General features: G+C 65.9%; 24 protein-coding genes. 19 read left to right on the top strand and 5 right to left on the bottom strand.

What is annotated here, in order from left to right:
- Positions 1-418 precede the first annotated feature (418 nt).
- Positions 419-1,573: an MFS transporter gene (locus tag IVB28_RS07100; protein ID WP_247525306.1), complete on the top strand. Its 1,155-nt coding sequence runs from the start codon at positions 419-421 to the stop codon at positions 1,571-1,573.
- Between the two features lie 41 nt (positions 1,574-1,614).
- On the opposite strand, the gene msrA is transcribed toward IVB28_RS07100, so the two are convergent.
- The 4 genes from msrA to IVB28_RS07080 all read right to left on the bottom strand — a co-directional run bounded on the left by msrA (position 1,615) and on the right by IVB28_RS07080 (position 5,485).
- Positions 1,615-2,130, bottom strand: coding sequence for a peptide-methionine (S)-S-oxide reductase MsrA (gene msrA / locus IVB28_RS07095; RefSeq protein ID WP_247525305.1), 516 nt, complete (start codon positions 2,128-2,130; stop codon positions 1,615-1,617).
- Between the two features lie 200 nt (positions 2,131-2,330).
- Entirely contained in the window at positions 2,331-4,652 is a 2,322-nt protein-coding gene (locus IVB28_RS07090; protein WP_247525304.1) for a molybdopterin guanine dinucleotide-containing S/N-oxide reductase, read from the bottom strand.
- Between the two features lie 330 nt (positions 4,653-4,982).
- On the bottom strand, positions 4,983-5,156 hold the full coding sequence (locus IVB28_RS07085) for a hypothetical protein (RefSeq protein ID WP_247525303.1): 174 nt from the start codon (positions 5,154-5,156) through the stop codon (positions 4,983-4,985).
- Positions 5,157-5,290: 134 nt separating this feature from the next.
- Complete coding sequence (locus tag IVB28_RS07080) at positions 5,291-5,485, bottom strand: hypothetical protein (protein ID WP_247525302.1); 195 nt, start codon at positions 5,483-5,485, stop codon at positions 5,291-5,293.
- 87 nt (positions 5,486-5,572) lie between these two features.
- Here IVB28_RS07080 and IVB28_RS07075 point away from each other — a divergent pair, with 87 nt between their 5' ends.
- Positions 5,573-6,088, top strand: a complete 516-nt coding sequence (locus IVB28_RS07075) for a ferritin-like domain-containing protein (protein ID WP_247525301.1) — start codon at positions 5,573-5,575, stop codon at positions 6,086-6,088.
- A 71-nt stretch (positions 6,089-6,159) separates the two neighbouring features.
- Here IVB28_RS07075 and IVB28_RS07070 read toward each other — a convergent pair whose 3' ends face one another.
- Positions 6,160-7,017 carry an SDR family oxidoreductase gene (locus IVB28_RS07070; RefSeq protein ID WP_247525300.1) on the bottom strand — a complete coding sequence of 286 codons (858 nt, stop codon included), beginning with the start codon at positions 7,015-7,017 and terminating at the stop codon, positions 6,160-6,162.
- A gap of 252 nt (positions 7,018-7,269) precedes the next feature.
- Here IVB28_RS07070 and IVB28_RS07065 point away from each other — a divergent pair, with 252 nt between their 5' ends.
- From IVB28_RS07065 to IVB28_RS06985, 17 genes are all read left to right on the top strand, one after another.
- On the top strand, positions 7,270-8,520 hold the full coding sequence (locus tag IVB28_RS07065) for an ABC transporter substrate-binding protein (protein ID WP_247525299.1): 1,251 nt from the start codon (positions 7,270-7,272) through the stop codon (positions 8,518-8,520).
- A gap of 121 nt (positions 8,521-8,641) precedes the next feature.
- The gene (locus tag IVB28_RS07060; protein WP_247525298.1) at positions 8,642-9,469 is read left to right on the top strand and encodes an AraC family transcriptional regulator; all 828 of its coding nucleotides are present in this window, start codon (positions 8,642-8,644) and stop codon (positions 9,467-9,469) included.
- A gap of 187 nt (positions 9,470-9,656) precedes the next feature.
- Positions 9,657-10,667, top strand: coding sequence for a branched-chain amino acid ABC transporter permease (locus IVB28_RS07055; protein ID WP_247525297.1), 1,011 nt, complete (start codon positions 9,657-9,659; stop codon positions 10,665-10,667).
- A gap of 1 nt (position 10,668) precedes the next feature.
- On the top strand, positions 10,669-11,751 hold the full coding sequence (locus IVB28_RS07050; RefSeq protein ID WP_247525296.1) for a branched-chain amino acid ABC transporter permease: 1,083 nt from the start codon (positions 10,669-10,671) through the stop codon (positions 11,749-11,751).
- Positions 11,744-12,526 carry an ABC transporter ATP-binding protein gene (locus IVB28_RS07045; protein ID WP_247525295.1) on the top strand — a complete coding sequence of 261 codons (783 nt, stop codon included), beginning with the start codon at positions 11,744-11,746 and terminating at the stop codon, positions 12,524-12,526. Before IVB28_RS07050 ends, IVB28_RS07045 begins: the two co-directional genes overlap by 8 nt.
- The gene (locus IVB28_RS07040; RefSeq protein WP_247525294.1) at positions 12,519-14,729 is read left to right on the top strand and encodes an ABC transporter permease; all 2,211 of its coding nucleotides are present in this window, start codon (positions 12,519-12,521) and stop codon (positions 14,727-14,729) included. Before IVB28_RS07045 ends, IVB28_RS07040 begins: the two co-directional genes overlap by 8 nt.
- A gap of 3 nt (positions 14,730-14,732) precedes the next feature.
- A complete protein-coding gene (locus IVB28_RS07035; protein WP_247525293.1) occupies positions 14,733-15,566 on the top strand; it encodes a phosphoenolpyruvate hydrolase family protein in 834 nt (277 codons plus the stop codon).
- A gap of 27 nt (positions 15,567-15,593) precedes the next feature.
- On the top strand, positions 15,594-18,506 hold the full coding sequence (locus tag IVB28_RS07030; protein ID WP_247525292.1) for a flotillin family protein: 2,913 nt from the start codon (positions 15,594-15,596) through the stop codon (positions 18,504-18,506).
- A gap of 9 nt (positions 18,507-18,515) precedes the next feature.
- Complete coding sequence (locus tag IVB28_RS07025; RefSeq protein ID WP_247525291.1) at positions 18,516-18,953, top strand: SRPBCC family protein; 438 nt, start codon at positions 18,516-18,518, stop codon at positions 18,951-18,953.
- Positions 18,954-18,955: 2 nt separating this feature from the next.
- Positions 18,956-19,399: an SRPBCC family protein gene (locus tag IVB28_RS07020; RefSeq protein ID WP_247525290.1), complete on the top strand. Its 444-nt coding sequence runs from the start codon at positions 18,956-18,958 to the stop codon at positions 19,397-19,399.
- Positions 19,400-19,401: 2 nt separating this feature from the next.
- Positions 19,402-20,220 carry an FAD binding domain-containing protein gene (locus IVB28_RS07015; protein ID WP_247525289.1) on the top strand — a complete coding sequence of 273 codons (819 nt, stop codon included), beginning with the start codon at positions 19,402-19,404 and terminating at the stop codon, positions 20,218-20,220.
- Positions 20,221-20,224: 4 nt separating this feature from the next.
- Positions 20,225-20,701: a (2Fe-2S)-binding protein gene (locus tag IVB28_RS07010; RefSeq protein WP_247525288.1), complete on the top strand. Its 477-nt coding sequence runs from the start codon at positions 20,225-20,227 to the stop codon at positions 20,699-20,701.
- Positions 20,702-20,710: 9 nt separating this feature from the next.
- Complete coding sequence (locus IVB28_RS07005; RefSeq protein WP_247525287.1) at positions 20,711-22,303, top strand: molybdopterin cofactor-binding domain-containing protein; 1,593 nt, start codon at positions 20,711-20,713, stop codon at positions 22,301-22,303.
- Between the two features lies 1 nt (position 22,304).
- Complete coding sequence (locus IVB28_RS07000) at positions 22,305-23,327, top strand: molybdopterin cofactor-binding domain-containing protein (RefSeq protein WP_247525286.1); 1,023 nt, start codon at positions 22,305-22,307, stop codon at positions 23,325-23,327.
- Between the two features lie 10 nt (positions 23,328-23,337).
- On the top strand, positions 23,338-24,219 hold the full coding sequence (locus IVB28_RS06995; protein ID WP_038949662.1) for a MoxR family ATPase: 882 nt from the start codon (positions 23,338-23,340) through the stop codon (positions 24,217-24,219).
- Positions 24,216-25,337: a VWA domain-containing protein gene (locus IVB28_RS06990; protein WP_247525285.1), complete on the top strand. Its 1,122-nt coding sequence runs from the start codon at positions 24,216-24,218 to the stop codon at positions 25,335-25,337. Before IVB28_RS06995 ends, IVB28_RS06990 begins: the two co-directional genes overlap by 4 nt.
- Positions 25,334-26,218, top strand: a complete 885-nt coding sequence (locus tag IVB28_RS06985) for an amidohydrolase family protein (protein ID WP_247525284.1) — start codon at positions 25,334-25,336, stop codon at positions 26,216-26,218. Before IVB28_RS06990 ends, IVB28_RS06985 begins: the two co-directional genes overlap by 4 nt.
- Positions 26,219-26,235 lie beyond the last annotated feature (17 nt).

Raw genomic sequence — 26,235 nt, 5'->3', positions numbered from 1 at the left:
CCGCCCGCCCCCTCTCGTGCCGACGCTGCCGCGTCCACCGCAAGCCCGGCTCGCGAACGTGACGACCACAAGATCGCCCCTCTTGGATGAGCCGGGATGGGCGACACATACGCCGAAACCGAAATTCGGTAAAGTGGAATATTTTTAGCGAAGTGGATTGACAGCGGGGCGACACAGGCGCGGTCGGTACCCCGGATGAGCGCAGCGCAATCCGGGGCAGTGCGAGATGCCGGGCGAGCGGCCCCCGATTGCCTGCGCTTCATCCAGGTAAGCCTCGTCACTTCCGCGGCACCGCGTGCCGTCCGTCTGCGGCTTGCTGGGGTCGGCCGCGCAATTCGGGAATGCCTCGGACATAAAGCTGCGGCATTTCTCGGGCTTGTCGTCCGCCCTGCCCGCCTCTGCTTCCCCCGGAGTTCCCATGTCTTCTGCCGACCGTCCGGCGACACGCCTTGCGACCCGGCTTGCCTTCCTCGTCGCGGGCTTCGGCATCTCGTGCTGGGCGCCGCTGGTGCCGTTCGCGAAGACACGGCTCGGCGTCGACGACGGCGTCCTCGGACTGCTCCTGCTCAGCCTTGGCATCGGTTCAGTCGTTGCGATGCTGCTGACCGGAATCATCAGCGCGCGCCACGGCAGCAGGCCCATCATCGTCGCGGGCGGCTTCGGCCTCGCGCTAGTCCTGCCCCTGCTCGCGGTCGCAAGCTCGCCCGCAACGCTCGCGCTCGCACTTTTCGCGTTTGGCGCGGCGCTCGGCTCGATCGACGTCGCCATGAACATCCACGCCGTCGAGGTGGAGCGCGCCGCGGGACGCCCGCTGATGTCGGGCTTCCACGCGCTGTTCAGCATCGGGGGCTTCGCCGGTTCCGGGCTTATGACAGCACTGCTCTCGCTGCAATTCGGCACGCTGGCCTGTACGCTGATCTGCTCCGTCCTGATGCTCATGGCAATGATCGCGACCTGGCCGCGCCTGCTCCGCTCCGTGCAGGTGCAGGAGGGCCCGTTGTTCGTGATGCCGCACGGATCGGTGCTGCTGCTCGCGCTGCTAGGCGCCATCACTTTCCTGGTCGAGGGCGCGATGCTCGATTGGGGCGCACTGCTCGTCATCGGCGCAGGTTTGGTCACCGAGGCACAAGGCGGAGCCGGCTACATCGTGTTCTCGATCGCGATGACCGCGGGCCGGCTCGGCGGCGACGCCGTCGTTGCGCGCATCGGGGACCGCGCGACATTGCTCTGGGGCAGCCTCATCGCGATCGCCGGCTTCGTTGTCCTGCTCACGGCGCCCGTCGCGGCGGTGGCCATCGTCGGATTCCTGCTGATCGGGCTCGGCGCGTCGAACCTCGTGCCGGTGCTATTCCGCCGCGCGGCGCGGCAAACCGTCATGCCGACGGGACTTGCGGTCGCGGCGATCACGACTACGGGCTATGCCGGGATCCTGATCGGCCCGGCCGGGGTCGGCTTCGTCGCGCGTCTTGGCGGATTGCCCATGGCGTTCTGGCTGCTGGCCGCACTGATGGGTCTCGTCACGCTGTCGGCGCGCATCGTCACAAAGGATGCGCGTCGGACCAAGCCGACGTAGCCCCTCCTGTCTCAAGCATAACAGACGGCGCGCGAGCCGATCTAGCCGCCGACGGCTGCCGCGCGGCGCGGCAGCTTCCAGTCCGGCCGGATGAAGTGGCAGGTATAGCCCTCCGGATAGCGTTCGAGATAATCCTGATGCTCGGGCTCGGCCTCCCAGAATTCGCGAGCGGGGGCGACCTCCGTCACCACCTTGCCCGGCCAAAGGCCGGACGCCTCGACGTCCGCGATGGTGTCTTCGGCGATCCTCTTCTGCTCCTCGCTCGTGTAGAAGATCGCGGAGCGGTAGCTCGTGCCCAGATCGTTGCCCTGGCGATTGAGTGTGGTGGGATCATGGATCTGGAAGAAGAACTCCAGCATCGTCCGGTAGCTGGTCTTTGTCGGATCGAACATGATTTCGATCGCCTCGGCATGACCTTCGTGATTGCGATACGTCGCGTTCTTCGCGTGGCCACCGGTGTAACCGACGCGGGTGGAAATCACGCCCGGCTGCTTGCGGATCAGATCCTGCATGCCCCAGAAGCATCCTCCCGCCAAAACTGCTCGTTCCATCGTCATGTGACGTGCTCCCAGTAGATCTCCCGGCCTGCCCCTGCGCGATACGCGCGATCACAGGGCGCCCGCCAGGCATTCTCATTGATGTCCGTTTGTCACCAAACCGCGGATACACCCAGTGTTCCCGATGTGCGACCGATCGGCAACCTGTGCGAGGCGGGCCGCCAGATCAATTTTACGTCGGCACGCTTGCCGCCGCTCCGCTATACCGGATCGAACGCGCGGATCGGGGGCAGATTGCCGGTGAACTTCTCGACTTCGACCGCCGTCAGTTGACCGGTGCAGCCCTGCGCCAAGGATGAGGTGCCGATGTCGCGGGTGAGCACGTTCGGATTGCCGTGCACGCACAGCGGCGCCTCGTCTTCGGGATCCATCGGATCGTACCAGGCGCCGGTCGGAAGCTGCACCACGCCGGAGGCGATGCCGTCGGTGACGTGGACCGCGGCAAGGCAGGCGCCGCGCTCGTTAAACAGGCGGATGATGTCGCCATCCTTGATGCCGCGCGCGCCGGCATCAACCGGGTTCATGCGCGCGACCTCGCGGCCGCGATGTTTTGCGGCAAGCGAATGTCCGCCGAAATCAAACTGGCTGTGCAGGCGCGTCACCGGCTGGTTGGCGACGAGGAAACACGGCTTACCAGGTTTTGGCATGTCGGTCTTGTCGAGCCAGACCGGATGACCGGGACAATCCGCATCGCCGTGGCCGGCGATCTTCTGCGAAAAGATCTCGATGCGGCCGCTCGGCGTCGGCAGGGCATGATTGACCGGGTCTTCGCGAAAACGGCGCAGCCGCCCGCCGTCATCGGGCTGCTGCGGCACGACCAGGCTGCCGCGCGCCCAGAATTCGTCGAAGCTTGGGGCTTCGAGGCCACGCTTCGCAAGCGAGGCGCGGGTCGGCTGGTAGAGATGCTCCAGCCATTGCCGCGACGTGCGTCCCTCGGTGAAGGGCTCGCGAGCCCCGAGATGATCGGCGAGATCGGCGAAGATGTCGTAGTCGTCGCGCGCGAGGCCGAACGGCTCGGCGACCTTGTGCATGGCGACCATCAGGGGATCATTGGTGGAGTAGCCGATGTCCTCGCGTTCGAGCGTCATCGTCGCGGGCAACACGATGTCCGCGTGCCGGGCCGTGGCGGTCCATGCGAGCTCGTGCACGACGAAGGTATCGAGCTGCGCAAACGCCTTGCGCAGGCGGTTGATGTCCTGATGGTGATGGAAGGGATTGCCACCGGCCCAGTAGACCATGCGGATGTCCGGGTAGGTCCGCGTCTCACCGTTGTAGCGATAGGTGCTGCCGGGACCCAGCAGCATATCGGCGATGCGCGCCACCGGGATGAAATCAGCGACGCCGTTGCGGCCCTGCCCCAGCGTCGGCCCCGGCACGTCGTTGACGCGGCGGCCGTAATAGCCGATCGCCCCGAGCGAATAGGCATAGCCGCCGCCGGGAAGACCGATCTGGCCGAGCGCTGCCGCCAGCACCATGCCCATCCACACCGGCTGCTCGCCATGCTCGGCGCGCTGCAGCGAATGCGAGACAGTGATCAGCGCGCGCTTTCCGGCAAGACGACGGGCGAGCGTACGGATCGTGCCCGCGTCGACGCCGGAGATCGCGGCGGCCCATTCGGCGTGCTTGGCTTGCCCATCGGTTTCGCCGGTGAGATAGCGCAGGAAGACCGGCCAGCCCTCGGTGTAGCGATCGAGGAAGGCCTGATCGTGCAGACCTTCGCTGACAAGCGTGTAGACGAGGCCGAGCATCAGCGCGGTATCGGTGCCGGGCACGCAACTCATCCATTCGGCACCGGCCTCGAATGGCAGGTCATCGCGCAGCGGACTGACCAGGACGAATTCGCAGCCGCGCTTGTGCGCCGCTGCCATGGCGCCGCGCTCGACATGCTTGCTGATCGAGCCGCCGGCCACCATTGAGTTCTTCAGCGCCATGCCGCCGAACGCCAGCACGATCTCGGTCTCGGCCGCGATCTGCTCCCAGGTGACGTTGCGCTTGGTGATGTCCTCATAGCCCGCCAGAATCTGCGGCAGCAGCACCGAGGATGCGCCCGACGAGTAAGTGTTCACCGAGCGGACGTAGCCGCCCATCGCGATGTTGAGGAAGCGATGCACCTGGCTCTGGGCGTGATGAAAGCGGCCCGCGCTCGACCAGCCATAGGAGCCGCCGAACACGGCGCCGGGGCCGCGCGTGTCGCGGATGCGCGCAAGCTCATCGCCGAGGAGAGCGATCGCCTTGTCCCAGCTGACGGAGACGAACTCGTCGCGGCCGCGGCGATTGTCGGGGCCCGGCCCCCGCTCGAGCCAGCCGCGGCGGACCGCCGGCTGGGCGATGCGCGCCTGGTGGCGGAGCGCACCGGGGAAATTATCGATGATGCCGTTCGGATCGGGATCGCCCGCATAGGCCCTGACCTCCAGCCCTCCCGCGCCCTGACGCGCGGAAAACACGCCCCAATGCGAGGTGTGCGGCTTGAAGCCGTCCGACAGGTCGAGACCGGGGTCGGGAAAGCCAATCGTATCGTCCATCGTCTGATCCTCATTCCGGGCCCGGCCTGTATCGGCAGGTAATATACCGATCTGCTCCGGACCTCGTCGAGATCAGCCTTGACGCAAACGCTGGGCTGCCCCGCGCCATGCCGCGGCCCCTCGGTGCGGCGGCCGCAACGGAACGAAAGCCCTGACTGGTTTATTGATGCTGTGGAGTAGCGCGGACCGGCATGGGCAAGGTACTGATCAGCATCGTCGTCGTGATTCGGGCGATGGCCATCGGCTTCGCCATCTTCGTCATCACACTTTGACGACACAACAGGCTGACGACACAACAGGTGATCTCCGGCCAAGAGCTACCGGAGTTCATCACTCGCCCGCGCAGCAATCGATCAAGAGCTGCCAGATCCGTTGCGCCTCGCCCCGCTCCTGATCCTCCGGCACCTTCTCGGCACTGGGCAAACCATATGCGGCGAACGCGCGCGCTTCACGCGGCACGATCCACCGTTCCGAGATCGGGTCGTACCATTTGCCGATGTTCATCCCAGTCACGGCGATCGACTCACAAATTGATCAACGGTCGAGTGAGGCGTCTGCCGCGGCTCATTCGAGCCATTCGGCGACGCGCCACCCAGTTTACCAACCATGAGCATGCATGATCGTTCCGCTTCTGGACCTCATCCCGGCCGCGCCGGATGAAGCGTGCGCGGATGCCGCTCGTGCAGCAGCCGCGCGAGCTCCTCGCGCTCGCTCGCGCGCCCCTTCATGGCGGTCTCGAACAGGGCCTCCTGGATATCGCGAGGCATGTCGCCCCACACGTCCATGGCCGCGCGTCCGAGCAGGCCCGCCAGATGATCAATTCCATCGCTCATTCGGTTCTCCTGATCTGCACACGGGAATGGAACAGCTGCGGCCGTGCAGCGTTCCCCTGCCATCATTGTGAAAAGGAGGCATCTTTTATGGGATTCTTCACCAAGGACATCAAAACGATGGAAGATCTGCTGCTGCATGGGCTGCAGGACATCTATTACGCGGAGCAGCAGATCCTGAAGGCGCTGCCCAAGATGATCGACAAGGCGACCAACAGGGATCTCGCCGCCGGACTGAAAGCTCATCTGGACGAGACCAACAAGCAGGTCGAACGGCTCGACAAAGTGTTCGCGAAGCTCGGCAAGGAGCCCAGCGGCACGCAATGTCCGGCCATCGACGGCCTGATCGAGGAAGCCGACGCGACCGCCGGTGAGATCGAGGACAAGGCCGTGCTCGATGCCGCGATCGTGGCCAACGCGCAAGCCGTGGAGCACTACGAGATGTGCCGCTACGGGACGCTGATCGCTTGGGCGGAAGCACTCGGCCACGACGACATCGTGCGCTTCCTCACCACCAATCTGAATGAAGAGAAGGCCGCCAACACCAAGCTGAACACGGTGGCGCTTCGCAAGGGCGTCAACGCCAAGGCATCCAACGCTGCCTGATTTGATTTGCTGAGAGTGTCGTGGCGGCCCGGCTTTCCGGTGCCGCCACGGTCCTTGTGCTCCAGAAACGATCAGATGAACGGCTTGCCGCCGGTGACGGCCAGCGTGGCACCGGACGTATAGCTCGATAGCGGATCGGCCAGCATGACATAGGCGGTTGCGAGTTCGGCCGGCTGGCCAGCGCGCTGCATCGGCACCTGCTTGCCGAAGTTCTTGACCCTGTCCTCCGACATGGTCGAGGGAATCAGCGGCGTCCAGATCGGACCCGGCGCGACGGCGTTGACCCGAATGCCCTTCTCGGCCAGCATTTGCGCAAGCCCACCGGTGAAATTCTGGATGGCGCCCTTGGTCGTGGCGTAAGCCAGCAGGGTCGGGTTCGGCATATCCGAGTTCACAGAGGCCGTGTTGACGATCGCAGCTCCCGGCCCCATGTGAGGCACGGCGGCCTTGGTCAGATAGAACATGGCGTGAATGTTGGTCTCGAACGTGAGCTGCCACTCCTCGTCGCTGATGTCTCCGATGTCCTTGAACGTGGCCTGGTGGGCCGCATTGTTGACGAGGATATCGATGCCGCCGAGCTCCTCGACCGTGCGACGCACGATGGAACGGCAGTGCTCGGGATTGCTGATGTCGCCGGGAATGAGGATCGCCTTGCGTCCCTCCCGCTCCACCAGCGCCTTGACCTCGGCCGCATCCTCGTCCTCGTTCAGATAGGAGATGACGATGTCGGCGCCCTCTCGAGCATAGGCAATCGCGACGGCGCGGCCGATGCCGCTGTCGCCGCCGGTGATGAGCGCCTTTTTTCCGGCCAGACGTCCCGAGCCTCTGTAACTTTCCTCGCCATGATCGGGGCGTGGTTTCATCGCACGCGTCGAACCGGGCATTGGTTGCTGCTGCGAGGGATAAGGCGGCTTTGGATAATCGGTCATGAAGAGGCTCCAGCGTTGTGCTGCGCTAACAGAGGCCCGCCGGAAGCGTTCCTGCGACCCACGCTGCTGCACCGCGGAACCATTTGCGCCGCAACATTCGAAAATGAGACTGCCCGTCAAACCAAAGCAGGCGCCCGCGCATGCACCGCGTGTGACTTCGGCTAGCTTCTTCTTCAAAGCTGCGGGCCTTCGAGAGTCACGCGGCGCCGTACCAGTTCGGTGCGGCCATAAATCGACACAGGGAGGAGCACAATGTCAAAATGCAGTGTGGGACTGCTCGCGCTGAGCAGCCTGTTTCTTTCGGGCGCAGCGATCGCCCAGGAAAAGATCAAGGTGGGCGTAACCGCGACCCTCGAAGGCACCTACACGGTGCTCGGCGAGGACGGCATGCGCGGCCACCAGACCGCGCTCAACGTGCTGGGCAAGAAAATCGGCGACAAGGAGCTCGAATTCATCGTCGCCTCGACCGACGCAACGCCGGACTCCGCGGTGCGCGCCGTGCGCAAGCTGATCGAGCAGGACAAGGTGCAGATCCTGCTGTCGCCGCTCTCCGGCGATGAGGGCATCGCGGTGAAGAACTTTGCGAAAACCCATCCCGAGCTGACCTTCATCAACGCCGCATCAGGCGCGCAGGAAACGACCTATGTCGATCCTGCCCCGAACTTCTTCCGTTACAACATGGACGGCGCACAGTGGCAGGTGGGCCTCGGCAAATATGCCTATGACGAGAAGAAGTACCGCAAGATCGCAACCGTCGGTGAGGACTATTCCTTCATCTACACCCAGGTGTTCGGCCTCGTGCTGGAATTCTGCGGCGCCGGCGGACAGGTCACCAACCGGCAATGGGTGCCGCTCGGCACCAAGGACTTCGCCTCGGTCATCGCCGCGCTGCCCGACGATGTCGATGCGATCTATCTCGGGCTCGGCGGCGCGGACGCTGTCAACTTCCTCAACCAATATCAGCAGGCCGGCGGCAAGGCGCATCTGATGGGCGGCTCCATCATGATCGACCAGACCATCCTGTCGTCAAAGGGCAACGCCAAGAACGCCCTGGTCGGCACCATCGCGGCGAGCGGCCAGGCCGACACCTGGGAGGATCCGGGCTGGCAGAAATTCGTGAAGGCCTACCAGGATGCGTTCCCGCCCAACAAGCGCTTCCCGAGCCCGTCGCTGCTCGCGACCAACTATTATGACTCGACCATGGCCCTGATCCTCGCCCTGCGTGAGGTCAATGGCGACCTCAGCGACAATCAGTCGAAATTCAAGGCTGCACTGGCGAAGATTGAGATCGACGCGCCGAACGGCAAAATCAAGCTCGACGCCAACCGCCAGGCGATCGGCACCAACTTCGTCACCGAAGTCGTCGACGACGGCAAGGGCGCGCTGTTCAGCAAAGTCGTGAAGGTGATCCCGAATGTAAATCAGACGCTTGGCTATGATCCGGCCGTCTTTTCGAAAATCGGGCTGCCGAGCCGCACCGTGCCGGAATGTAAGAAATACTGACGCATCGCGCTGTAACGGTACCGGGGAGCGACTTGCTGACGCGGTCGCTCTCCGCTCTTGCAATTGTGTCGGCGTTGTTGAACGCTGAGTGAAAAGACAAGAACATTCGGGAGGGGAAGGCATGAGCCGTGCGCTCGCCGTCTTCCATGGCCGGTTCGGTCGGGCGACGGTTTATCAGTTGAACCGCCCTTTCAATATCCACGCCCATCGCGAAGGTCATCTGATCTTCCATGTCGGCGGCATGCCCGCATGCATCGACGTTTCCGAGGGGCACCACGATCTCAACGAGACGTCCGTCGTCGCGGTCAATCCCTGGGAGCCGCACAACTTCCTGCCGGCAGATGTCGACGGCGGCGCGATCTTCTTCGTGCTCTACGTCAATGCCGAATGGTTCGCGCCCGATGCCTCCGGCACCCACCGGCTCCGTTTCGGCCGCACCCAGTTCAAACGCACGCCCGCACTCGACAAGCATATCAGGCGGACCGCCGCGCTCGTTTGCGGCGCACCATCCCTCTCCAGTCTTGATGCCGAACTGCGAAGGCTGATCGACATCTGTTACGACGAAAGCTGGCAGCAGGCCAAGATCGCCCGCGATCCGCGCGCAAGCGGGTCCGTCACTGATTTTCGCGTGCGCAAGTGCATCAAGATGATGTCGGAAAGCCCCGGTGCGGAGATCGAGCTCGATACCATCGCGCGGGAATCCGGCCTGTCGCGGCCACACTTTTACCGCCTGTTTCGCACACAGACCGGCGTCACGCCAAATCTCTATCTCAACACGTTGATCATGGAACAGGCGCTCGACGCGCTGGTGGCCAGCGAGACGCCGATCGCCGATATCGGCTTCGATCTCGGCTTCTCCTCGCAGAGCGGCTTCACTCGCTTTTTCGCCGCCAATGTCGGGATGGCCCCGACCGATTATCGTCGCGCAGCCAAGATTTTGCGCGCCTGAGCGCCGCGCGAAAAGATACTCACGATCAAACGTTCCCCTGCGAGCCCGGCTAGGATGTCGGCAACGCGATCCCGAAAGAGGATTGCGACCGACGGGAGCGCACGTCCATGGCGAGGCTAGCAGCCGGTGACGGTCTGCCTGCCCCCTCGCCCCCATTGCGGGGTGAGGTGAAGGCAAGGGTTTCGTCATGAGCCGCTTTGTCGAACGCCATCCGGCCTGGGCGCTGATCGTGATCATTGCCGTTGCGATCCTGCTCTGGCTGATCTTCGCGGTCTGGCCGCCGGGCCTCGAAGAGGCCGTGGGACGCAAGCGCGTCTTCCTCAATGCCGTCTTCAACGGCATCACGCTCGGAGGGCTCTACTTCCTCGTCGCCAGCGGCTTCACGCTGATTTTCGGGCTGATGCGCAACGTCAACCTCGCGCACGGCTCGCTCTATCTGTTCGGCGGCTATGTCGGCTATGCCATCAGCACGGCGACCGGCTCCTGGGTGCTCAGCTTCATCGTCGCCTTCATCCTCACCGCCCTGGTCGGCGTCCTGCTCCAATTGATCGTGTTCCGCCGGATGGAGGGACAGGATCTCAGGCAGACCATGGTGACGATCGGGCTTTCGATCGTGTTCGCGGACCTCATGCTGTGGGCCTGCGGCGGCGATTTCTACCAGGTCCAAACGCCGAACTGGCTGATCGGCCCCGTGGAGCTGCCGCTGATCACGGCGATCAAGTCCTCGGGCGAGCCGGTCTATCTCAGATATCCCATGGTGCGGCTGGTGATCTTCGCAGCGTCCGTGATCATAGGCGTGGCGATGTGGCTTGCGCTCAACCGCACCCGCATCGGCATGATCATTCGCGCCGGCGTCGACGACCGCGATATCCTGGCCGCGACAGGCGTGCGGATCCAGCTCGTCTTTGTGCTGGTGTTCGCGTTCGGCGCGGGACTTGCGGGCATGGCCGGCGTCGTCGGCGGCACCTTCCAGTCGCTGTCGCCCGGCGAGGACATTCGCTTCCTGCTCGCCTCCCTCGTGGTCGTGATCGTGGGCGGCATGGGCTCGATCCCCGGCGCCGCGCTCGGTGCACTGATCATCGGCCTCGCCGAACAGCTCGGCTCGGTCTACATCCCGACCTATGCCATCGTCGTGACCTTCCTGATCATGGTGCTGGTGCTGGCGATCCGGCCGCAAGGCCTATTGGCGAGGCGCTGACATGTCGCTCGCCCAAGATGCCCGCGTTGCGGTTCGTCCCGCCACAATGGCGCAGCGCGCGGTGCGGACGTGGCCCGAGATCAACGATCCCGCGGCCTGGGTTGTCGCTATCATCCTCCTGGTCATGCCGCTGATCGCCAACGGCTTCTTCCTGATCGAAATCTTTGCCTCCACCTTGATCCTCGGCACCATGGCGCTCAGCCTGATGTTCCTTGCCGGTTATGGCGGCATGGTCAGCCTGATGCAGCTCACCATCGCCGGTTTCTCGGCTTACATGGTCGCCGTGTTCGGCGTCAGCGGCAACGCCAATATCAGCCTGGGCTGGCCGTGGTGGCTCGCGGTCCCCATGGCGCTGGCGCTGGCAACCGCGTTCGGCACGCTTGGCGGCGCGCTCGCAGTGCGAACCGAAGGCATCTACACCATCATGATCACGCTCGCGATTGGGGCTGCCTTCTATTATTTCACCAATCAGAACTGGGCGATATTCAACGGTCATACCGGCATCAACACCGTGGCCACGCCGCATTTCTGGGGCGTGAACTGGCGCGCCGACATTCCCTTTTATTACGTCGTGCTTGCAGTCGCCGCACTCTGCTATTTCGCGGTCGAATATCTTTCACGCGCACCCTTCGGCCTTGCTCTCCAGGGCGTGCGCGACAATCCACGCCGCATGGCAGCGCTCGGCTTCAACGTCAATGCGCACCGCATCGCCGCCTATGCCTTCGCCTCGTTCGTGGCGGCTCTGGCCGGTGTGCTCCAGGTCTGGAACTACCGCCAGATCTCGCCGGGCTCGGTCAGCGTCGGGGCCTGCATCGATGTGCTGATCATCGCCGTCGTCGGCGGCATCACGCGCCCGATCGGTCCCTTCATCGGCGCGCTGATCTTCGTGCTGCTGCGCACCTTCGCGCTCGACTTCCTGGTCAGGGTCGGCCTCGACGGCAACCGCTTCCGGCTGCTGATCGGGCTCGGCTTCCTCGCCATCGTGTTCTGGTCCTCGGATGGCGTCATCGGCCTGTGGCAGCGCTGGCGTCAGAGCCAGCGTCCAGCCGCAAATCGGCCCGGCGGAGGACGCGGTCATGGATAGCGTCGCGCAACGCCTCTCGGCCGTCGGCGCCGGTGCCGCGCTGGAGCTGCGCGGCGTGACAAGGATGTTCGGAGCGCTCGCCGCGCTGACCGACGTCACCATGACCGTACGGCCCGGGGAACGCCGCGCCGTGCTCGGCTCCAACGGCGCCGGCAAGACCACGCTGTTCAACTGCATCACCGGGGACTTTTCGCCCTCCTCCGGCACCATCCGCTTCTTCGGCGAGGACGTCACCCACTTCCCACCCTACGAACGGATCCGCCGCGGGCTGCGCCGGACCTATCAGATCTCGGCGCTATTCACCGGCCTCACCGTGCAGGACAACGTCTATCTCGCGTGCCGCGGCGTCTCGCGCGGGCGCTTCTCGTTGCTGCGACCGGGGCAGAACGATGCCCTGATGCATGCGGCAGACAATCTGGTCCAGGCCGTGCATCTTTCCGCCGTGAAGGACCAGCGCGTGGCCGAGCTCGCGCATGGCCAGCAGCGGCAGCTCGAGATCGCACTTGCGCTCGCCGGGGCCCCACGCTTCGTGCTGTTCGACGAGCCGGCCGCGGGCCTGTCGCCGACCGAACGGGCCGAGCTGATCGAGATCCTGACCTCGCTGCCGGCGCATATCGGCTACATCATCATCGAGCACGACATGGACGTGGCGCTACGCGTCGTCGAGAGCGTCACGATGATGCACAATGGCCGCGTTTTCAAGGAGGGGGTGCCGGAAGAGATCCAGTCCGATCCCGAGGTGCAGGAGCTATATCTCGGAGGCGGCCATGAATGAGGTCCGCCGCTCTGCCGCCGCACTCGAGGTCCGCGGGCTCGACGTCTACTACGGTCACTCGCACGCCCTGCAAGGGGTCGACCTCACGCTGGAGGGCGGCGTGTTCTCCGTCGTCGGACGCAACGGCATGGGCAAGACCACGCTGTGCAAGGCGATCATGGGGCTGGTGGGCGTGAGCGGCGGCTCGATCCGCGTGCGCGGCGAGGACGTCACGCGGCGGCCATCGGCCCAGATTGCCCGGCTCGGCGTCGGCTATGTGCCGCAGGGCCGCCGCCTCTGGCGCTCGCTCAGCGTTGATGAGCATCTGCAGCTTGCTGGCGGGATGCGCTCCGGGGCCTGGACGGTCGAGCGCATCTACGACACGTTCCCGCGCCTTGCCGAGCGTAGGGATCACGGCGGCGGCCAGCTCTCCGGCGGCGAGCAGCAGATGCTGGCGATTTCGCGCGCGCTGCTCACCAATCCGCAGCTCTTGATCATGGACGAGCCGACCGAGGGCCTTGCGCCCGTCATCGTGACGCAGGTCGAGGAGATGCTGCTGCGCTTGGGTGAGGACGGCGACATGTCCGTGCTCGTGATCGAGCAGAATATCGGCGTCGCCACCGCGATCTCGCGCAAGGTCGCGATCATGGTCAACGGCCGCATCAACCGCATCATCGATTCCGCGCGGCTCGCTGCCGACCGCGAGCTCCAGCAGCGCCTGCTCGGCGTCGGGCTTCACGCCGAGCTCGAGGTTGACATCGAGGCCCCTGCATCCGGCCCCGAGGCAAAATCTGCGCCGACGCCACGGCGCGACGGGCCGATCCGCATCTACATCTCCAACCCGACGCTTCCGACGCGGTGGTCGCAGCCGGTGCCGATCGCCCGCATCGAGGCCGCAGCGCGCACGCTCTCGACGCAAGTGGCGCGGCTCGACGAGACAGCGCGTCGCAAGCGCGAGCCGATGGCGGCGCAGACCGCCAGCCCGCCCGTTGTGCTGGTCGTCGGCACACTCGACACCAAGGGCCTCGAGCTGCGCTTCATCCGGGACATCATCGCGGAAACCGGCCTGCGCACGCGGCTGGTCGACGTCTCGACCAGTGGCAAACATTCCAGCTGCGACGTCTCCGCGCAGGAAATCGCGCTGAATCACGGCCGCGGCGGCTCAGCCGTGTTCGGCCCCGACCGCGGCGCCGCAGTGACCGCGATGGCCGATGCGTTCGCCAGCTGGCTGCAGCGCCAGGGCAATGTCGCCGGCGTGATCTCGGCCGGCGGCTCGGGCGCGGCGTCGCTGGTTGCCCCGGCCATGCGCACGCTCCCCGTCGGCGTCCCCAAGCTGATCATCTCCTCCGTCGCGTCCGGTGACGTCGGACCCTATGTCGGCCCTGCCGATATCACGATGATGCACTCGGTCACCGACGTGCAGGGGCTGAACTCGATCTCGCGCGCGGTGATGGCCAATGGCGCCCATGCGCTCGCCGGTATGGTCAAGGCGCGGCTGGATGGACGCGCCGCGACGGCGCGCGAGGCCAGCAAGCTGCTCCCGGTCGGCATCACCATGTTCGGCGTGACGACGCCGGCGGTGCAGAAGATCGCTGCCGATTTGCGTGACGATTTCGAGTGTCTGGTCTTCCATGCCACCGGCGTCGGCGGCCGTTCCATGGAAAAACTCGTCGAGTCGGGCCAGCTCGCCGGCGTCATCGACCTCACCACCACCGAAATCTGCGATCTCCTCATGGGCGGCGTGTTTCCGGCGACGGAGGACCGATTCGGTGCGATCATCCGCACGCGCATCCCCTATGTCGGCTCGGTCGGCGCCCTCGACATGGTCAATTTCGGCGCGCCCGACACCATTCCCGAACGTTATCGCGGCCGCAAATTCCACGTCCACAATCCGCAGGTGACGCTGATGCGGACGACCGTGGAAGAGAATGAGCGGATGGGCCGCTGGATTGGCGAGCGGCTCAACCAGATGGATGGTCCCGTGCGCTTCTTCCTGCCGGAGGCCGGCGTCTCCGCACTCGACGCGCGGGGACAACCGTTCTGGGATCCGGACGCCGACGCCGCGCTGTTCCGCACCTTGGAGCGAACGGTGCGGCAGACCGGCAATCGTCAGCTCATCCGTATCCCTAAGAACATCAACGATCCCGATTTCGCCGCCGCCATCGTCAGTGCATTCCGAACCCTGTTCGGCCGCACCGGCGCGCGGCGGAGACTAGCGAGGTGACCGATGGCCAGGTTTGAACGCACAGCACTGCTGAGGCGGTTTCGCGAGATGGCGAAGCGCGGCGAGCCGATCGTCGGCGGTGGCGCCGGCACCGGGCTCTCCGCCAAATGCGAGGAGGCCGGCGGCGTCGATCTCATCGTCATCTACAATTCGGGCCGCTATCGGATGGCCGGCCGCGGCTCGCTCGCGGGGCTGATGGCGTACGGCGATGCCAATGCCATCGTGCTCGAAATGGCGAACGAAGTGCTGCCCGTCGTCACGAGGACGCCGGTGCTTGCGGGCGTCAACGGCACTGATCCGTTCCGCGACATGGACGTTTTCCTCGACCAGTTGAAGGCGCTCGGGTTTGCCGGCGTCCAGAACTTTCCGACCGTCGGCCTGATCGACGGCACGTTCCGCGCCAATCTGGAAGAGACCGGCATGTCCTACGCGCTGGAGATCGACATGATCGCCAAGGCGCACGACAAGGACATGCTGACCACGCCCTACGTGTTCAGCGAGAAGGAGGCCGCCGCGATGGCGATCGCCGGCGCGGACATCATCGTCTGCCACATGGGCCTGACGACCGGCGGCTCGATCGGCGCGCAGACGGCGCCCAAGCTCAAGGACTGCCCCGCCCAGATCGACACCTGGGCGTCCGCAGCGCTCAGCGTCAATCCTGACATCCTGGTGCTAGCGCATGGCGGTCCGATCGCGGATCCCGCTGATGCCGATTTTATCATGAAGAACACCCGCCATTGCCACGGCTTCTACGGGGCGTCCTCGATGGAGCGGCTTCCCGTGGAGCGGGCGCTGACGGAGCAGGTACGTCAATTCAAAGCGATCGGCGCGCGGTAACGCCTGATAGGTTCGAGGGAGGGAAAGATGTCGGGGATATTGGTCGGTGAATTGATCCTCTGGCTGATCGTCGCGATCGTCGTGGTCGTGGTCGGCGTCTATATCGTGAACTGGCTCTACCACCGCTCCTCCAAGGAGACCTCGTTCGTCCGGACCGGCTTTCTCGGCGAACGCGTGGTGATCAACGGCGGTGCCTTCGTGCTGCCGTTCATCCACGATTACACGCCGGTCAATATGAACGTGCAGCCGATGGGCATCGTGCGCTCCAGGCAGGATGCCGTGATCACCCGCGACCGCATGCGCGTGGACATCGAGGCCGATTTCTATGTGCGCGTCCAGGCGACCCGCGAAGCCGTGTCGATCGCGGCCGCCACTCTCGGCCGCCGTACCATGGAGCCGGAACAGCTCCACGCCCTCCTCGCCGGCAAGTTCATCTCCGCGATCCGTTCGATCGCCTCCGAGATGACTCTCGAGCAGATGCACGAGCAGCGCGGCGAGTATGTCGCTCGCGTCAAGGCCAACGCCGCCGAAGCCCTCGCTCAGAACGGACTCGAGCTGGAATCGGTCGCCATCACCGATCTCGACCAGACCGATCTGGAGTTCTTCAACCCATCGAACCGGTTCGATGCCGAAGGCCTAACCCAGCTGATGCAGGACATCGAGGCCAAGCGGAAGCTGCGCAACGACATCGAGCAGGACTCGATGATCAAGATCCGCGCCCGCAATCTGGAAGCCGAGCGGCAGGCGCTCGAGATCGAGCGCGAGAGCGAAACCGCGCGGCTGGACCAGGAACGCGATATTGAGATGCGCCGCGCGCTTCAGCGTACGGAAGTTGCCCGCGAACGGGCGCTGCGCGAAACCGAGGCCGAACAGGCGCAGATTTCCGCGCGCGAGGCCATCGAACGCGCCCGCATTGCCAACGACCAGGCGATCGCGGAAGCCCGCATCGCCTCCGAGCGTGAAACCCGCCAGAAGGAGATCGAGCGGACCCGCACCATCGAGGAGAAGGAGCTGCTGGCGCGCGAGGAGATCGAGAAGACGAGGATCGCCAACCAGCGCTCGATCGACACCACCCGCATCGCCTCGGAACGCGAGGTGCGCCAGCGCGAGATCGAGCGGATGCGCACAGTCGAGGAAGCCGAGATTTCCGCCCGCGAAGCCATCGAGAAGGCGCGGATCCAGCAGGACCGTGTCGTCACCGACGCCCGCATCGCCAACGAAGAAGAAACGAGGCGCCGCGAGATCGAGCGGACTCGTACCGTGGACGAAGCCGAGATCGCCGCGCGCGAGGCGACCGAGAAGGCCCGCATCGCCCAGACGCTGATCGTCAATGTCGAACGCATCTCCTCCGACGAGCGCACCCGCGCGCTGGAGATCCAGCAGGTCCGCACCATCCAGGAGGCCGAGATCGAGGCGCAGCGCGCGGTGGAAGCCGCCCGCATCGCCCGCGAGCGGACGCTCGCCGCCGAGCGCATCGCGGCCGAGCAGAACACGCGTCAGCTGGAGATCGCACGCAACCAGACACTTGATGTCGCCGGCATCTCCGCGCGTGAAGCCACCGAGGCCAGCCGCATCGCGCAGGAGGAGCGCGTGCGGTCGCTGGAGATCGCCCGCAACCGCGCTGTCGAGGAGGCCGACATCGCCTCCCGCGAGGCGATCGAGGCGGCCCGCATCGCCCAGGAGAAGGCGGTTGCGGCCGAGCGCATCCGGGCCGAGCGCGAAACCCAAGCGCTCGAAATCGAGCGCACCGGCGTGCTGGAGGCAGCCGAGCTGAAGCGGCGCGACACCATCGAGCGCGAACGGATTACGATTGATCTGGCGCTCGAAGCCGAGCGCATCAACTCCTCAAAGAAGCGCGAGGTGCTCAACATCGAGCAGAAGAAGGCGATCGAGCTCGCCGACGAGGATCGCGTCATCGCGCTGTCGACCAAGAAGTCCGAGCGGATCGACGCCGACCGCCTGGTCCGGCAGGCCGAGATCGTCGCGCGCAAGGAGGTCGAGACAACCGACGTCTCGCGCGAGCAGGCGCTGGAAGCTGCCCGCATCGAACGTCGCCGCGCCATCGAGCAGCTCGAGGTCGCGCGCGTGCAGTCCTTGCAGGAGGCCGAGATCGCCTCCCGCGAGGAGGTCGAGCGCGCGCGCATCGCGTCCGACCGGGGCCTGGACGAGGCCCGCGTCGGCCGCGAGCGCGAGCTGCGCAAGCTCGAAGTCAACCGCGAGAAGGAGGTCGAGACGGTCCTGATGGAGAAGGCCATCGCCATTCATCTGAAATCTCTGGAAGAGTCCGCCGCCAAGGCGTCGGCCGAGGAAGCGCGGATGCGCGCGACCGAAGCGACCGAGCGCGTCATCACCGCGCGCGAGAACGAGATCGCCAAGCGGCGCAAAACGGTGGAAATCCTGATCGCCGAGAAACAGGCCGAGGAGACCCGGATCGCCGCGGAAGCCGAGCGCGTCCGCGCAGCGGTCGAGGCCGAGGCGCAGCGGATGCTCAACGAGGCCGAGAACGTGCTGACCGATCAGGCGCGCTACTCGCTGTTCCGCAGAAAGCTGCTCGACCGGATCGAGGGCATCGTGCGCGAAAGCGTCAAGCCGATGGAGAAGATCGAGGGCATCCGCATTCTCCAGGTCGACGGCCTCAACGGCAACGGCCATGGCGGCAATGGCGGCCGCAGCGCCACCGACGAGGTAATCGACTCCGCCCTGCGCTATCGCGTCCAGGCGCCGCTGATCGATTCCATCCTGGCCGACATCGGTGTCGAGGGCGGCAGTCTCTCCAAGATGCCGGGCCTGATCCGCGAAGCGCGTGACATGCAGGGCATCAAGGAGTCCGCGCGCAAGAGCGGCGGAGGCGGTGGTGGCGGCGACAAAGCGACAGCCGCTTCGCCTGCGGCCGAGGGCGGCGAACCGGGGGCCGAGCGCGGGCCGAAGAAGAAGGGCTGAGGTCGCACCATGGCGCGCGTCTATGTCTCCACCGTCGTCAACGCCCGCAACGACCGCGTCTGGGCGCGGGTGCGTGATTTCAATGGCCTGCCGAACTGGCATCCGGCCATTGCCGAAAGCCGCATCGAGGGCGGCGAGCCCTCCGACAAGATCGGTTGTGTGCGGGATTTTCGCCTGCGCAACGGCGACCGCATCCGCGAGAAGCTGCTCGGCCTCTCCGACTATGACATGTTCTGCACCTATTCGATCCTGGAATCGCCGATGGGCGTCGAGAACTACGTCGCGACGCTGCGGCTCACTCCCGTCACCGACGGCGACCAGACCTTCATGGAATGGACCGCCGAGTTCGACTGCCCACCGGAGCGGGAGATCGAGCTCGTCAGCAATATCGGTGGCGGCGTGTTCCAGGGCGGATTTGACGCGCTGAAGCGCGTGTTTGGAGGCTAGCCGTGCCGCACATCGTCAAGAGCACGATTTTGGACGCTCCGACCGACGCGGCGTGGAACGTGCTGCGCGATTTCAACGGGCACGATCGCTGGCATCCGGCGGTCGCGACCTCCTCGATCGAACGCGCACAGTCCGCCGACAAGATCGGCTGCGTCAGGCGGTTCAAGCTCAACGACGGCTCCGAGCTGCGCGAGCAATTGCTGGCGCTGTCGGACCTCGAACAGTCCTTCAGCTATTGCCTGCTCGATACGCCGGTGCCGATGTTCAACTACGTCGCCCATGTGCGGCTGCTGCCTGTCACCGACGGCGACCGCACCTTCTGGCACTGGGAATCGCGCTTCACCACCAGGCCGGAGGATCGCGACCGCCTGACGCAAATGGTGGCGGAAGACATCTATCAGGCAGGCTTCGAGGCGATCCGCCGACATCTGAAGGAGGCTGCATAATCATGGCCGTGACCGTGAAGACTTTTACAAGCGCCAGCGAGGCGGCCGGCGCGCTGTCCTCGGACCGCAACGCGCGCTATCTCGGCGGCGGCACGCTGGTGATGCGGGCGCTGAACGAGGGGGACGTTTCCATCTCGACGGTCGTGCGCGCTCAGGACCGGGCGCTGACCCGGATCGACGCCTCGGGCCCGCGCATCACCCTCGGCGCCGGCGTCACCTTCGCGCGCGTCCTCGCCGAACGCGACCTCGCCTTCCTGCACGCGCCCGCCCGTTCGATCGGCGGGCCCGCCGTCCGCAACATGGGCACGGTCGGCGGCAACCTCTTCGCACCAAATCCCTATGGCGATTTCACCGTGGCGCTACTGGCGCTGGATGCCACGATCGCCGTCGCCGGCGGCTTCGGCGCGCGCGACATTCCGATCGAAGAGTTCTTGCAGGCGCGCGAACGGCAGACCGGGACATTGGTGCTGTCGGTGTCCTGCACCCGGCCCGCCAACAGTGAAGCCTTCCGCTATCGCAAGATCGCCCGCATCAAGCCGAAGGGCGGCTCGGTCGTGACGCTCGCGGCGCATCTGCCACTCAGCGGCGGCCGGATCGCGGGCGCGCGGATCGCACTGGGATCGATGGCACCGACCCAGATCCGCGCCCGCGCCGCCGAGCGTGCGCTCGAGGGTCGCTCGCTCGACGCTGCAACCATCGCGGCCGCGGCATCCGCAGCGTCCGAGGGAACATCGCCATCCGACAACGCGCTCGGCAGCGCCTGGTATCGCCGCGAGATCGTCGGCGTCCATCTGCGGCGCCTGCTGTCGGGACAGGAATAGACCCATGTCCAAGATACCCCTGCAATTTCGTCACAACGGCCGCGACGTCGCGATCTTCGTCGACGGCGGCACCAATCTTCTGGTGGCGCTGCGCGAGCTGATCGGCGACATGACGCCGAAATTCGGCTGTGGCCAGGGCGGCTGCGGCACCTGCAGTGTGCTGATCGACGGCGAACTCCACCTCTCCTGCCTGACATTGGCGGAGACGGTCGCCGGCCGCTCGATCGAGACGCTCGACGGCATCAAGCAGGGCCCGAACCTGCACCCTCTGCAACGCGCCTTCGCCGACAATTTTGCGGCCCAGTGCGGCTATTGCACGCCGGGGATGCTGATGGCCGCAAAGGCGCTGCTCGACCGCAACCCCTCGCCCAGCCGTGACGAGGTCGTCGAGGCGATCTCCGGCAACATCTGCCGCTGCACCGGCTACGAGCCGATCATCAATGCCATCCTCGCCGCCGCCGGCGGCCGGGTCAGCGCCTGAGGTCAGACAATGCTGGAACTGCGCAAGGACATCTTCGCCGACGAGCGCGACGATAACCTCAACGAAATCGGCAAGGGCACGCAACGCCAGGACATGCTCGGCCATGTCACGGGCACGTCGAGCTATTTCAACGATCATAAGCTGCAAGGCATGCTGCACCTGAAGGCCGTTCGCTCGACACAGGCCCATGCAAGGATCCGCCGGATCGATACCACCGAGGCCGAACGCTCGGCCGGCGTGCGCCGTATCATTCGCGGCACTGATGTGCCTGTTAACCTCAACACGCTTTTGAGCCTGATCAACTTCGGCAAGGACGACGAGCCGTCGCTGGCGGTCGACAAGGTTCGCTACAAGGGCGAGCCGATCCTCGCCATCGTCGCCGACAGCGAGCGCGAGGCGTTCGAAGCGATCGCTAAGGTCAAGGTCGACTACGAACCGCTGCCGGCCGTGTTCGACGTCGAGGATGCTCTCAAGGCCGGCGCGCCCGTGGTCAACGAGACCTATCCGAAGAACGCCTTCATCTATCACGACGTCTATGACCACCAGCGCCTGCGCTTCGGCGATGCCGATGCGGCGCTCGCGAGCGCCGACCACGTGCTCGAACAGCGCTACCAGATGTCGCCAATCGAACACGCGCCGACCGAGACCAACGGCGCCATTGCCGCGCCCGACACCAACGGCCGCTACGTCGTCTACACCTCGACCCAGGCGCTGTTCTTCTCCGTCGACACCTGCGCCAAAATTCTGGACGTGCCCTCCAATACCTTCCATTTTATCGGCGGCACCGTCGGCGGCGGCTTCGGCGGCAAGGTGGACACCCTGACCGAGCCGCTCGCCATCCTCGGCGCCATGCTGACCGGGCGCCCCGTCCGCTACGTGTTCGGACGCGAGGATGAGATGCAGTACGGCCCGCCGCGCGGCGCCGAACGCATCTTTATCAAAGACGGCGTGATGCGCGACGGCCGCGTCGTCGCACGCAAGATCCGCGCCTATTTCGACAGCGGCGCTTATACACGGCTGTCCAGCTACGCCGCGGTGAAGTGTGCGGCGCATCTGCCGGGGCCCTATACGATCCCGAACGTCTATGGCGACGTCTACTGCGTCTTCACCAACCGGACGCCCGCGACCGCCATGCGCGGCTTCGGCGTCACGGCGATGGACTTTGCCATCGAATGCCAGATGGACAAGCTGGCAAACCTCGTCGGCATGGACCCGATGGAATTTCGGATACTGAACGCCTATCGCGACGGCGACATGAAGGCACACCGGCGCGAGGCCAAGAACACCGCGCTGATCGAATGCGTTCAGGTCGCGGCCGAAAAGGCCAAATGGCCGATCCGCGACGAGTTCAGGCGCGCCTCCTCGCGCAAGGATGGCGGCGGCAGCCGCGCGGCGGTCCCACCGACCCCGACGGATTCGCGCGCGCGTCCGGCCGCCCCCGCGCAGCAGCGCACCAGCTATGACCGCGCGCCGGTGAACGCGACGCGGGAGCCGCCGCGCGATCCGCCGCCGCCGGCACCGCCGCCTCCCCCGCCGCGCCCGGCCGCGCCATCGCACGGCGCGACCAGGTTCTCGTCCGTGTTCGGCACCAGGAGACGCTGACATGACCAGGCATCGCGGACGCGGCATGGCGTCGATCAATTATCCCATCGGCATGAACCTTGGCGGCGATCCAAGCCAGGCACTGGTTCACTCCAATCCCAGCGGCAAGTTCACCGTGGCGCTGTCCTCGATCGATTTGGGACAGGGCATGAAGTCGGTGACGCGGCAGATCTGCGCCGAGACGCTGGGCGTGCCGGTCGAGGACGTCTATGTCGACACGGCGGATTCCGACACCGGCCCGCACTGCATGGGCTCGTTCGCCTCGCGCGGCACCCACCGCGTCGGCAACGCCGTGATGGCCGCCGCACGCGAGGCCCGCGGCGTGATGATGGAGGCGGCGGCCGAGGAGCTCGAGGTCAACGCGTCCGATCTCGAAACCGACGGCCGCGGTAACATCCACGTCAAGGGCGCGCCGCATCGCTCGATCTCGACCAAGGACGTCGCGATTGCCGCGCAGTTCAAGCAGGGCAAGACCATCTCCGGCCGCGGCATCTTTCTCGTTCCGCTCTCCAACGTTGATCCCGAGACCGGCGAGATGTCGCCGGCGACCTGCTACGCCCATGCCTGCCTCGTCGCCGAGGTCGAGGTCGACGACGAGACCGGCGAGGTCGCGATGGTCCGCATGGACTCCGCGTATGAGCTCGGCCGCGCGCTCAACCCGCGTCTGGTCGAGCAGCAGCTGGTCGGCGGCGCCTGGATGGGCGTCAGCCACGCGCTCTACGAGACCCCCGAGCCCTATTATCCCGATCCCGTTCACGGCCCCCGCGACTTCGTCGAATACCTGATGCCCGGCCCGGGCGACATCTGCCCGCACGATATCGCAGTGCTGGAGCGTCCCGCCCCCGATGGCCCGTTCGGCGCCAAGGGCCCCGGCGAGATGTGCGCCAATCCGGTGCTGCCGGCCGTCGCCAATGCGATCTTCAACGCCGTGGGCGTGCGCATCGACGACCTGCCGATCACGCCCGAAAAGGTGCTGCGCGCGATCAAGAGCCAGGGCGGCGCGCGGCCGCAGGCGCGGCGCTAGAGGATCGGCCGTGGCGGTTCGCAGCAACATCGTCGGCATCGACAGCCCCGAGGCGCTGGAGAAAGCGTTGCGGGCCGCCTATTACCTCGCCGACGAGGGTCTTGCGACATCGGCCTATCTCGGCCTTGCACTCGGCAAGCCGCTGCTGCTCGAGGGCGCGCCGGGCGTCGGCAAGACCGAGGCCGCAAAGGCGATCGCTGCCGTGCTCGGGCGCCGCCTGATCCGCCTGCAATGCTACGAGGGCATCGACGCCTCTGCTGCGCTTTATGAGTGGAACTACCCGCGCCAGATGCTGGCGATCCGCCAGGCCGGCGACGAGAGCATCGACATCTACGGCGAGACCTTTCTGATCGAGCGGCCGATGCTGGCCACGCTCCGCGCGCCCGATTCCACCGTGCTGTTGATCGACGAGATCGACCGCGCCGACCAGGAGTTCGAGGCCTTCCTGCTCGAATTCCTCTCCGACTTTCAGATCTCGATTCCCGAGCGCGGCACGGTGCGCGCGGCCGAGCGCCCGGTCGTGGTCCTCACGTCGAACCGGACACGCGATCTGCACGAGGCCTTGCGCCGCCGCTGCGTCTATCACTGGATCGACTATCCCAGTGCCGAGCGCGAAGCGCGGATCATCATGATGCGCGCCTCCAGCGTCGCCGAGGCAACGGCCCGCGCCGTCGTTGCAGCCGTGGAAAAGTTGCGGCGCGAACCGCTGAGCAAGGCGCCGGGCATTGCCGAGGCGGTCGACTGGGCCGAGGCCGCGACCCTGCTGCACAAGGGCGGCGCGCGCTGGCCGGATGCGTTCAAGCGCTCGATCGGCGTGGCGCTCAAGGATGAGGAAGACCTGCACTTCATCTCGCCGCGGCTCGATGCCATGCTCGCGGAGGCGACGGCATGACCCCCGAGCCGCAGCTGCCGCGCGCCGCGCGGATCTTCGTCGCCTTCGTCCCGCTGCTGCGCGCGAACGGCTTCGCCGTCGCACCGGAGCAAACCACGACGTTTCTGGCGGCGATCGAGCTGCTCGGCCCCGGCAGCATCGAGCACATCAGGCAAGCTGCCCTGGCGACGCTGGCCCCGCCGCCCGAGCGCCGCGCGACGTTCGACCGGCTGTTCGATCTGCATTTCCGCGGCAACGAGGCCATCGAGCGCACCGATGACGGTGAGGACGACGAGACCGTCCGGCTTCAAGAAGAAGGCCGCGGTGATGAGGAGCCGCTTCTTGCCGACGAGGCGAGCGATTCCGGCCTGACCGCGACGCGTGCCGAGGCGCTGGTCGAGCGCCGATTTGCAACGACCGCGAGCACGGACGCATTGCGCCGTCTGGCGCGGGAGGCAGCGCGACGCCTGCCGCGGCGGCGCGGCCACCGCCGCATGCGCGCCCGCCGCGGACCGTTCGCCGATCTCCGCCGCACCCTGCGCGACAGCGTCCGCAGCGACGGCGAGATCCTGCGGCTCGGTCACATGAAGCGGCGCCAACGTCCGCGCAAGATGCTGCTGCTGATCGACGTCTCCGGCTCGATGAAGAGCCGCACCGAGGAGAACATGAAGCTCGCGCATGCGCTGGTGCAGGCCGCCCCTAACGTCGAAGTCTTCACCTTCGGCACGCGGCTGACCCGCGTCACCCGCCCGTTGCGGCTGAAGCGCCGCGAGCAGGCCATGAACGCTGCCGCGCATCTGGTCAGCGACTGGGACGGCGGCACCCGCATCGGCGACGCGCTGCAAGCTTTCCTGGCAGTTCCGCGGTTCGGTGGCTACGCCCGCGGCGCCGCCGTGGTGATCGTCTCCGATGGTCTCGAGCGTGGCGAGACCGACGCACTCGCCGACGCCGTCGCGAAGCTGTCACGGCGAGCCTGGCGCTTGAGCTGGCTGACGCCGCTGGCGACAAGCCCCGGCTTCCGCCCGCAGACCGAGGCGCTGATCGCCATCGAGCGCTTCGTCGACGACCTCGTGGATGGCGGCTCCAGCGCGTCGATCGTCGCGCACATTCTGGCGTTGGGACGAAGGAGAGCGGCGTGAGCGACATTGTCGATGGCCATCATCATATCTGGCGGCAGGCGGACCTGCCCTGGCTGATTGGCCCCATGCAGCCGCGCATCTTCGGCCCCTATGAACCGATCCGGCGCGACTATCCGATCCAGGAATATCTCGACGACCTCAGGGGCACCGGCGTCACGCGCTCGGTCTATGTGCAAACTAACTGGGCCACCGAGCGTTTCGAGGACGAGGCCGCATGGGTGCAGCAGACTGCCGGCGAGCACGGCTGGCCGCACGCGATCGTCGCTTATGCCGATTTTGCCGTGGACGACGTTCGCCCGCAGCTCGATCGCCTGAAACGCTACCCGCTGGTGCGCGGCGTGCGCATGCAGCTGCACTGGCACGAAAACCGGCTCTACCGCTTTGCGGCCCGCCCGGATCTCTGCGCCGATCCGATGATTCATCGCAACGTGGCGCGCCTTGCCGACTATGGCTGGAGCTTCGACTTGCAGGTGTTCACGCCGCAAATGCCGCAGGCCGCAGCGCTCGCCGAGGCCTGCCCGGGGGTGACCTTCATCCTCCAACATGCCGGCATGCTGGAGGATCTCTCGCCTGGCGGCCGCGCCGCCTGGCGCGGCGGGATGGCCCGGCTCGCGGCCTGCCCCAACGTGGTCTCAAAGCTGTCCGGACTCGGCACCTTCATCCATCGCAACGATCCCTCGCACATCGCCGCCGTGCTCACTGACACGGTCGCGATCTTCGGCGCCGAGCGCTGCCTGTTCGGCTCCAACTTCCCGATCGAGAAATTGTGGACCAGCTATCGCGAACTCGTGGACGCCTTTCGCAGCGCGGCCGCGCCGTTCAGCGCGGAGCAGCAGGATGCCATCTTCAGGACGACGGCAGCGCGCGTCTATCGGCTTTGACAGACAAGAAACTAGAC

The organism is Bradyrhizobium sp. 199 (genome assembly GCF_023073355.1).
GTDB lineage: Bacteria > Pseudomonadota > Alphaproteobacteria > Rhizobiales > Xanthobacteraceae > Bradyrhizobium.
Note: the sequence above shows the minus strand (reverse complement) of the source record. Positions and strands in the feature narration are given on the sequence as shown.

What these genes read in the sequence shown, in the direction of transcription:
- IVB28_RS07035 (WP_247525293.1), top strand. Translation starts at nt 14,733, where the DNA reads ATGGCCAGGTTTGAACGCACAGCACTGCTGAGGCGGTTTCGCGAGATG.
- IVB28_RS07070 (WP_247525300.1), bottom strand. Translation starts at nt 7,017, where the DNA reads ATGACCGATTATCCAAAGCCGCCTTATCCCTCGCAGCAGCAACCAATG.
- IVB28_RS07010 (WP_247525288.1), top strand. Translation starts at nt 20,225, where the DNA reads ATGTCCAAGATACCCCTGCAATTTCGTCACAACGGCCGCGACGTCGCG.
- msrA (WP_247525305.1), bottom strand. Translation starts at nt 2,130, where the DNA reads ATGACGATGGAACGAGCAGTTTTGGCGGGAGGATGCTTCTGGGGCATG.
- IVB28_RS07085 (WP_247525303.1), bottom strand. Translation starts at nt 5,156, where the DNA reads ATGAACATCGGCAAATGGTACGACCCGATCTCGGAACGGTGGATCGTG.
- IVB28_RS07090 (WP_247525304.1), bottom strand. Translation starts at nt 4,652, where the DNA reads ATGGACGATACGATTGGCTTTCCCGACCCCGGTCTCGACCTGTCGGAC.
- IVB28_RS07025 (WP_247525291.1), top strand. Translation starts at nt 18,516, where the DNA reads ATGGCGCGCGTCTATGTCTCCACCGTCGTCAACGCCCGCAACGACCGC.
- IVB28_RS06990 (WP_247525285.1), top strand. Translation starts at nt 24,216, where the DNA reads ATGACCCCCGAGCCGCAGCTGCCGCGCGCCGCGCGGATCTTCGTCGCC.
- IVB28_RS07060 (WP_247525298.1), top strand. Translation starts at nt 8,642, where the DNA reads ATGAGCCGTGCGCTCGCCGTCTTCCATGGCCGGTTCGGTCGGGCGACG.
- IVB28_RS07055 (WP_247525297.1), top strand. Translation starts at nt 9,657, where the DNA reads ATGAGCCGCTTTGTCGAACGCCATCCGGCCTGGGCGCTGATCGTGATC.
- IVB28_RS07015 (WP_247525289.1), top strand. Translation starts at nt 19,402, where the DNA reads ATGGCCGTGACCGTGAAGACTTTTACAAGCGCCAGCGAGGCGGCCGGC.
- IVB28_RS07080 (WP_247525302.1), bottom strand. Translation starts at nt 5,485, where the DNA reads ATGAGCGATGGAATTGATCATCTGGCGGGCCTGCTCGGACGCGCGGCC.
- IVB28_RS07040 (WP_247525294.1), top strand. Translation starts at nt 12,519, where the DNA reads ATGAATGAGGTCCGCCGCTCTGCCGCCGCACTCGAGGTCCGCGGGCTC.
- IVB28_RS07075 (WP_247525301.1), top strand. Translation starts at nt 5,573, where the DNA reads ATGGGATTCTTCACCAAGGACATCAAAACGATGGAAGATCTGCTGCTG.
- IVB28_RS07065 (WP_247525299.1), top strand. Translation starts at nt 7,270, where the DNA reads ATGTCAAAATGCAGTGTGGGACTGCTCGCGCTGAGCAGCCTGTTTCTT.
- IVB28_RS07100 (WP_247525306.1), top strand. Translation starts at nt 419, where the DNA reads ATGTCTTCTGCCGACCGTCCGGCGACACGCCTTGCGACCCGGCTTGCC.
- IVB28_RS07000 (WP_247525286.1), top strand. Translation starts at nt 22,305, where the DNA reads ATGACCAGGCATCGCGGACGCGGCATGGCGTCGATCAATTATCCCATC.
- IVB28_RS07050 (WP_247525296.1), top strand. Translation starts at nt 10,669, where the DNA reads ATGTCGCTCGCCCAAGATGCCCGCGTTGCGGTTCGTCCCGCCACAATG.
- IVB28_RS07045 (WP_247525295.1), top strand. Translation starts at nt 11,744, where the DNA reads ATGGATAGCGTCGCGCAACGCCTCTCGGCCGTCGGCGCCGGTGCCGCG.
- IVB28_RS07030 (WP_247525292.1), top strand. Translation starts at nt 15,594, where the DNA reads ATGTCGGGGATATTGGTCGGTGAATTGATCCTCTGGCTGATCGTCGCG.
- IVB28_RS07005 (WP_247525287.1), top strand. Translation starts at nt 20,711, where the DNA reads ATGCTGGAACTGCGCAAGGACATCTTCGCCGACGAGCGCGACGATAAC.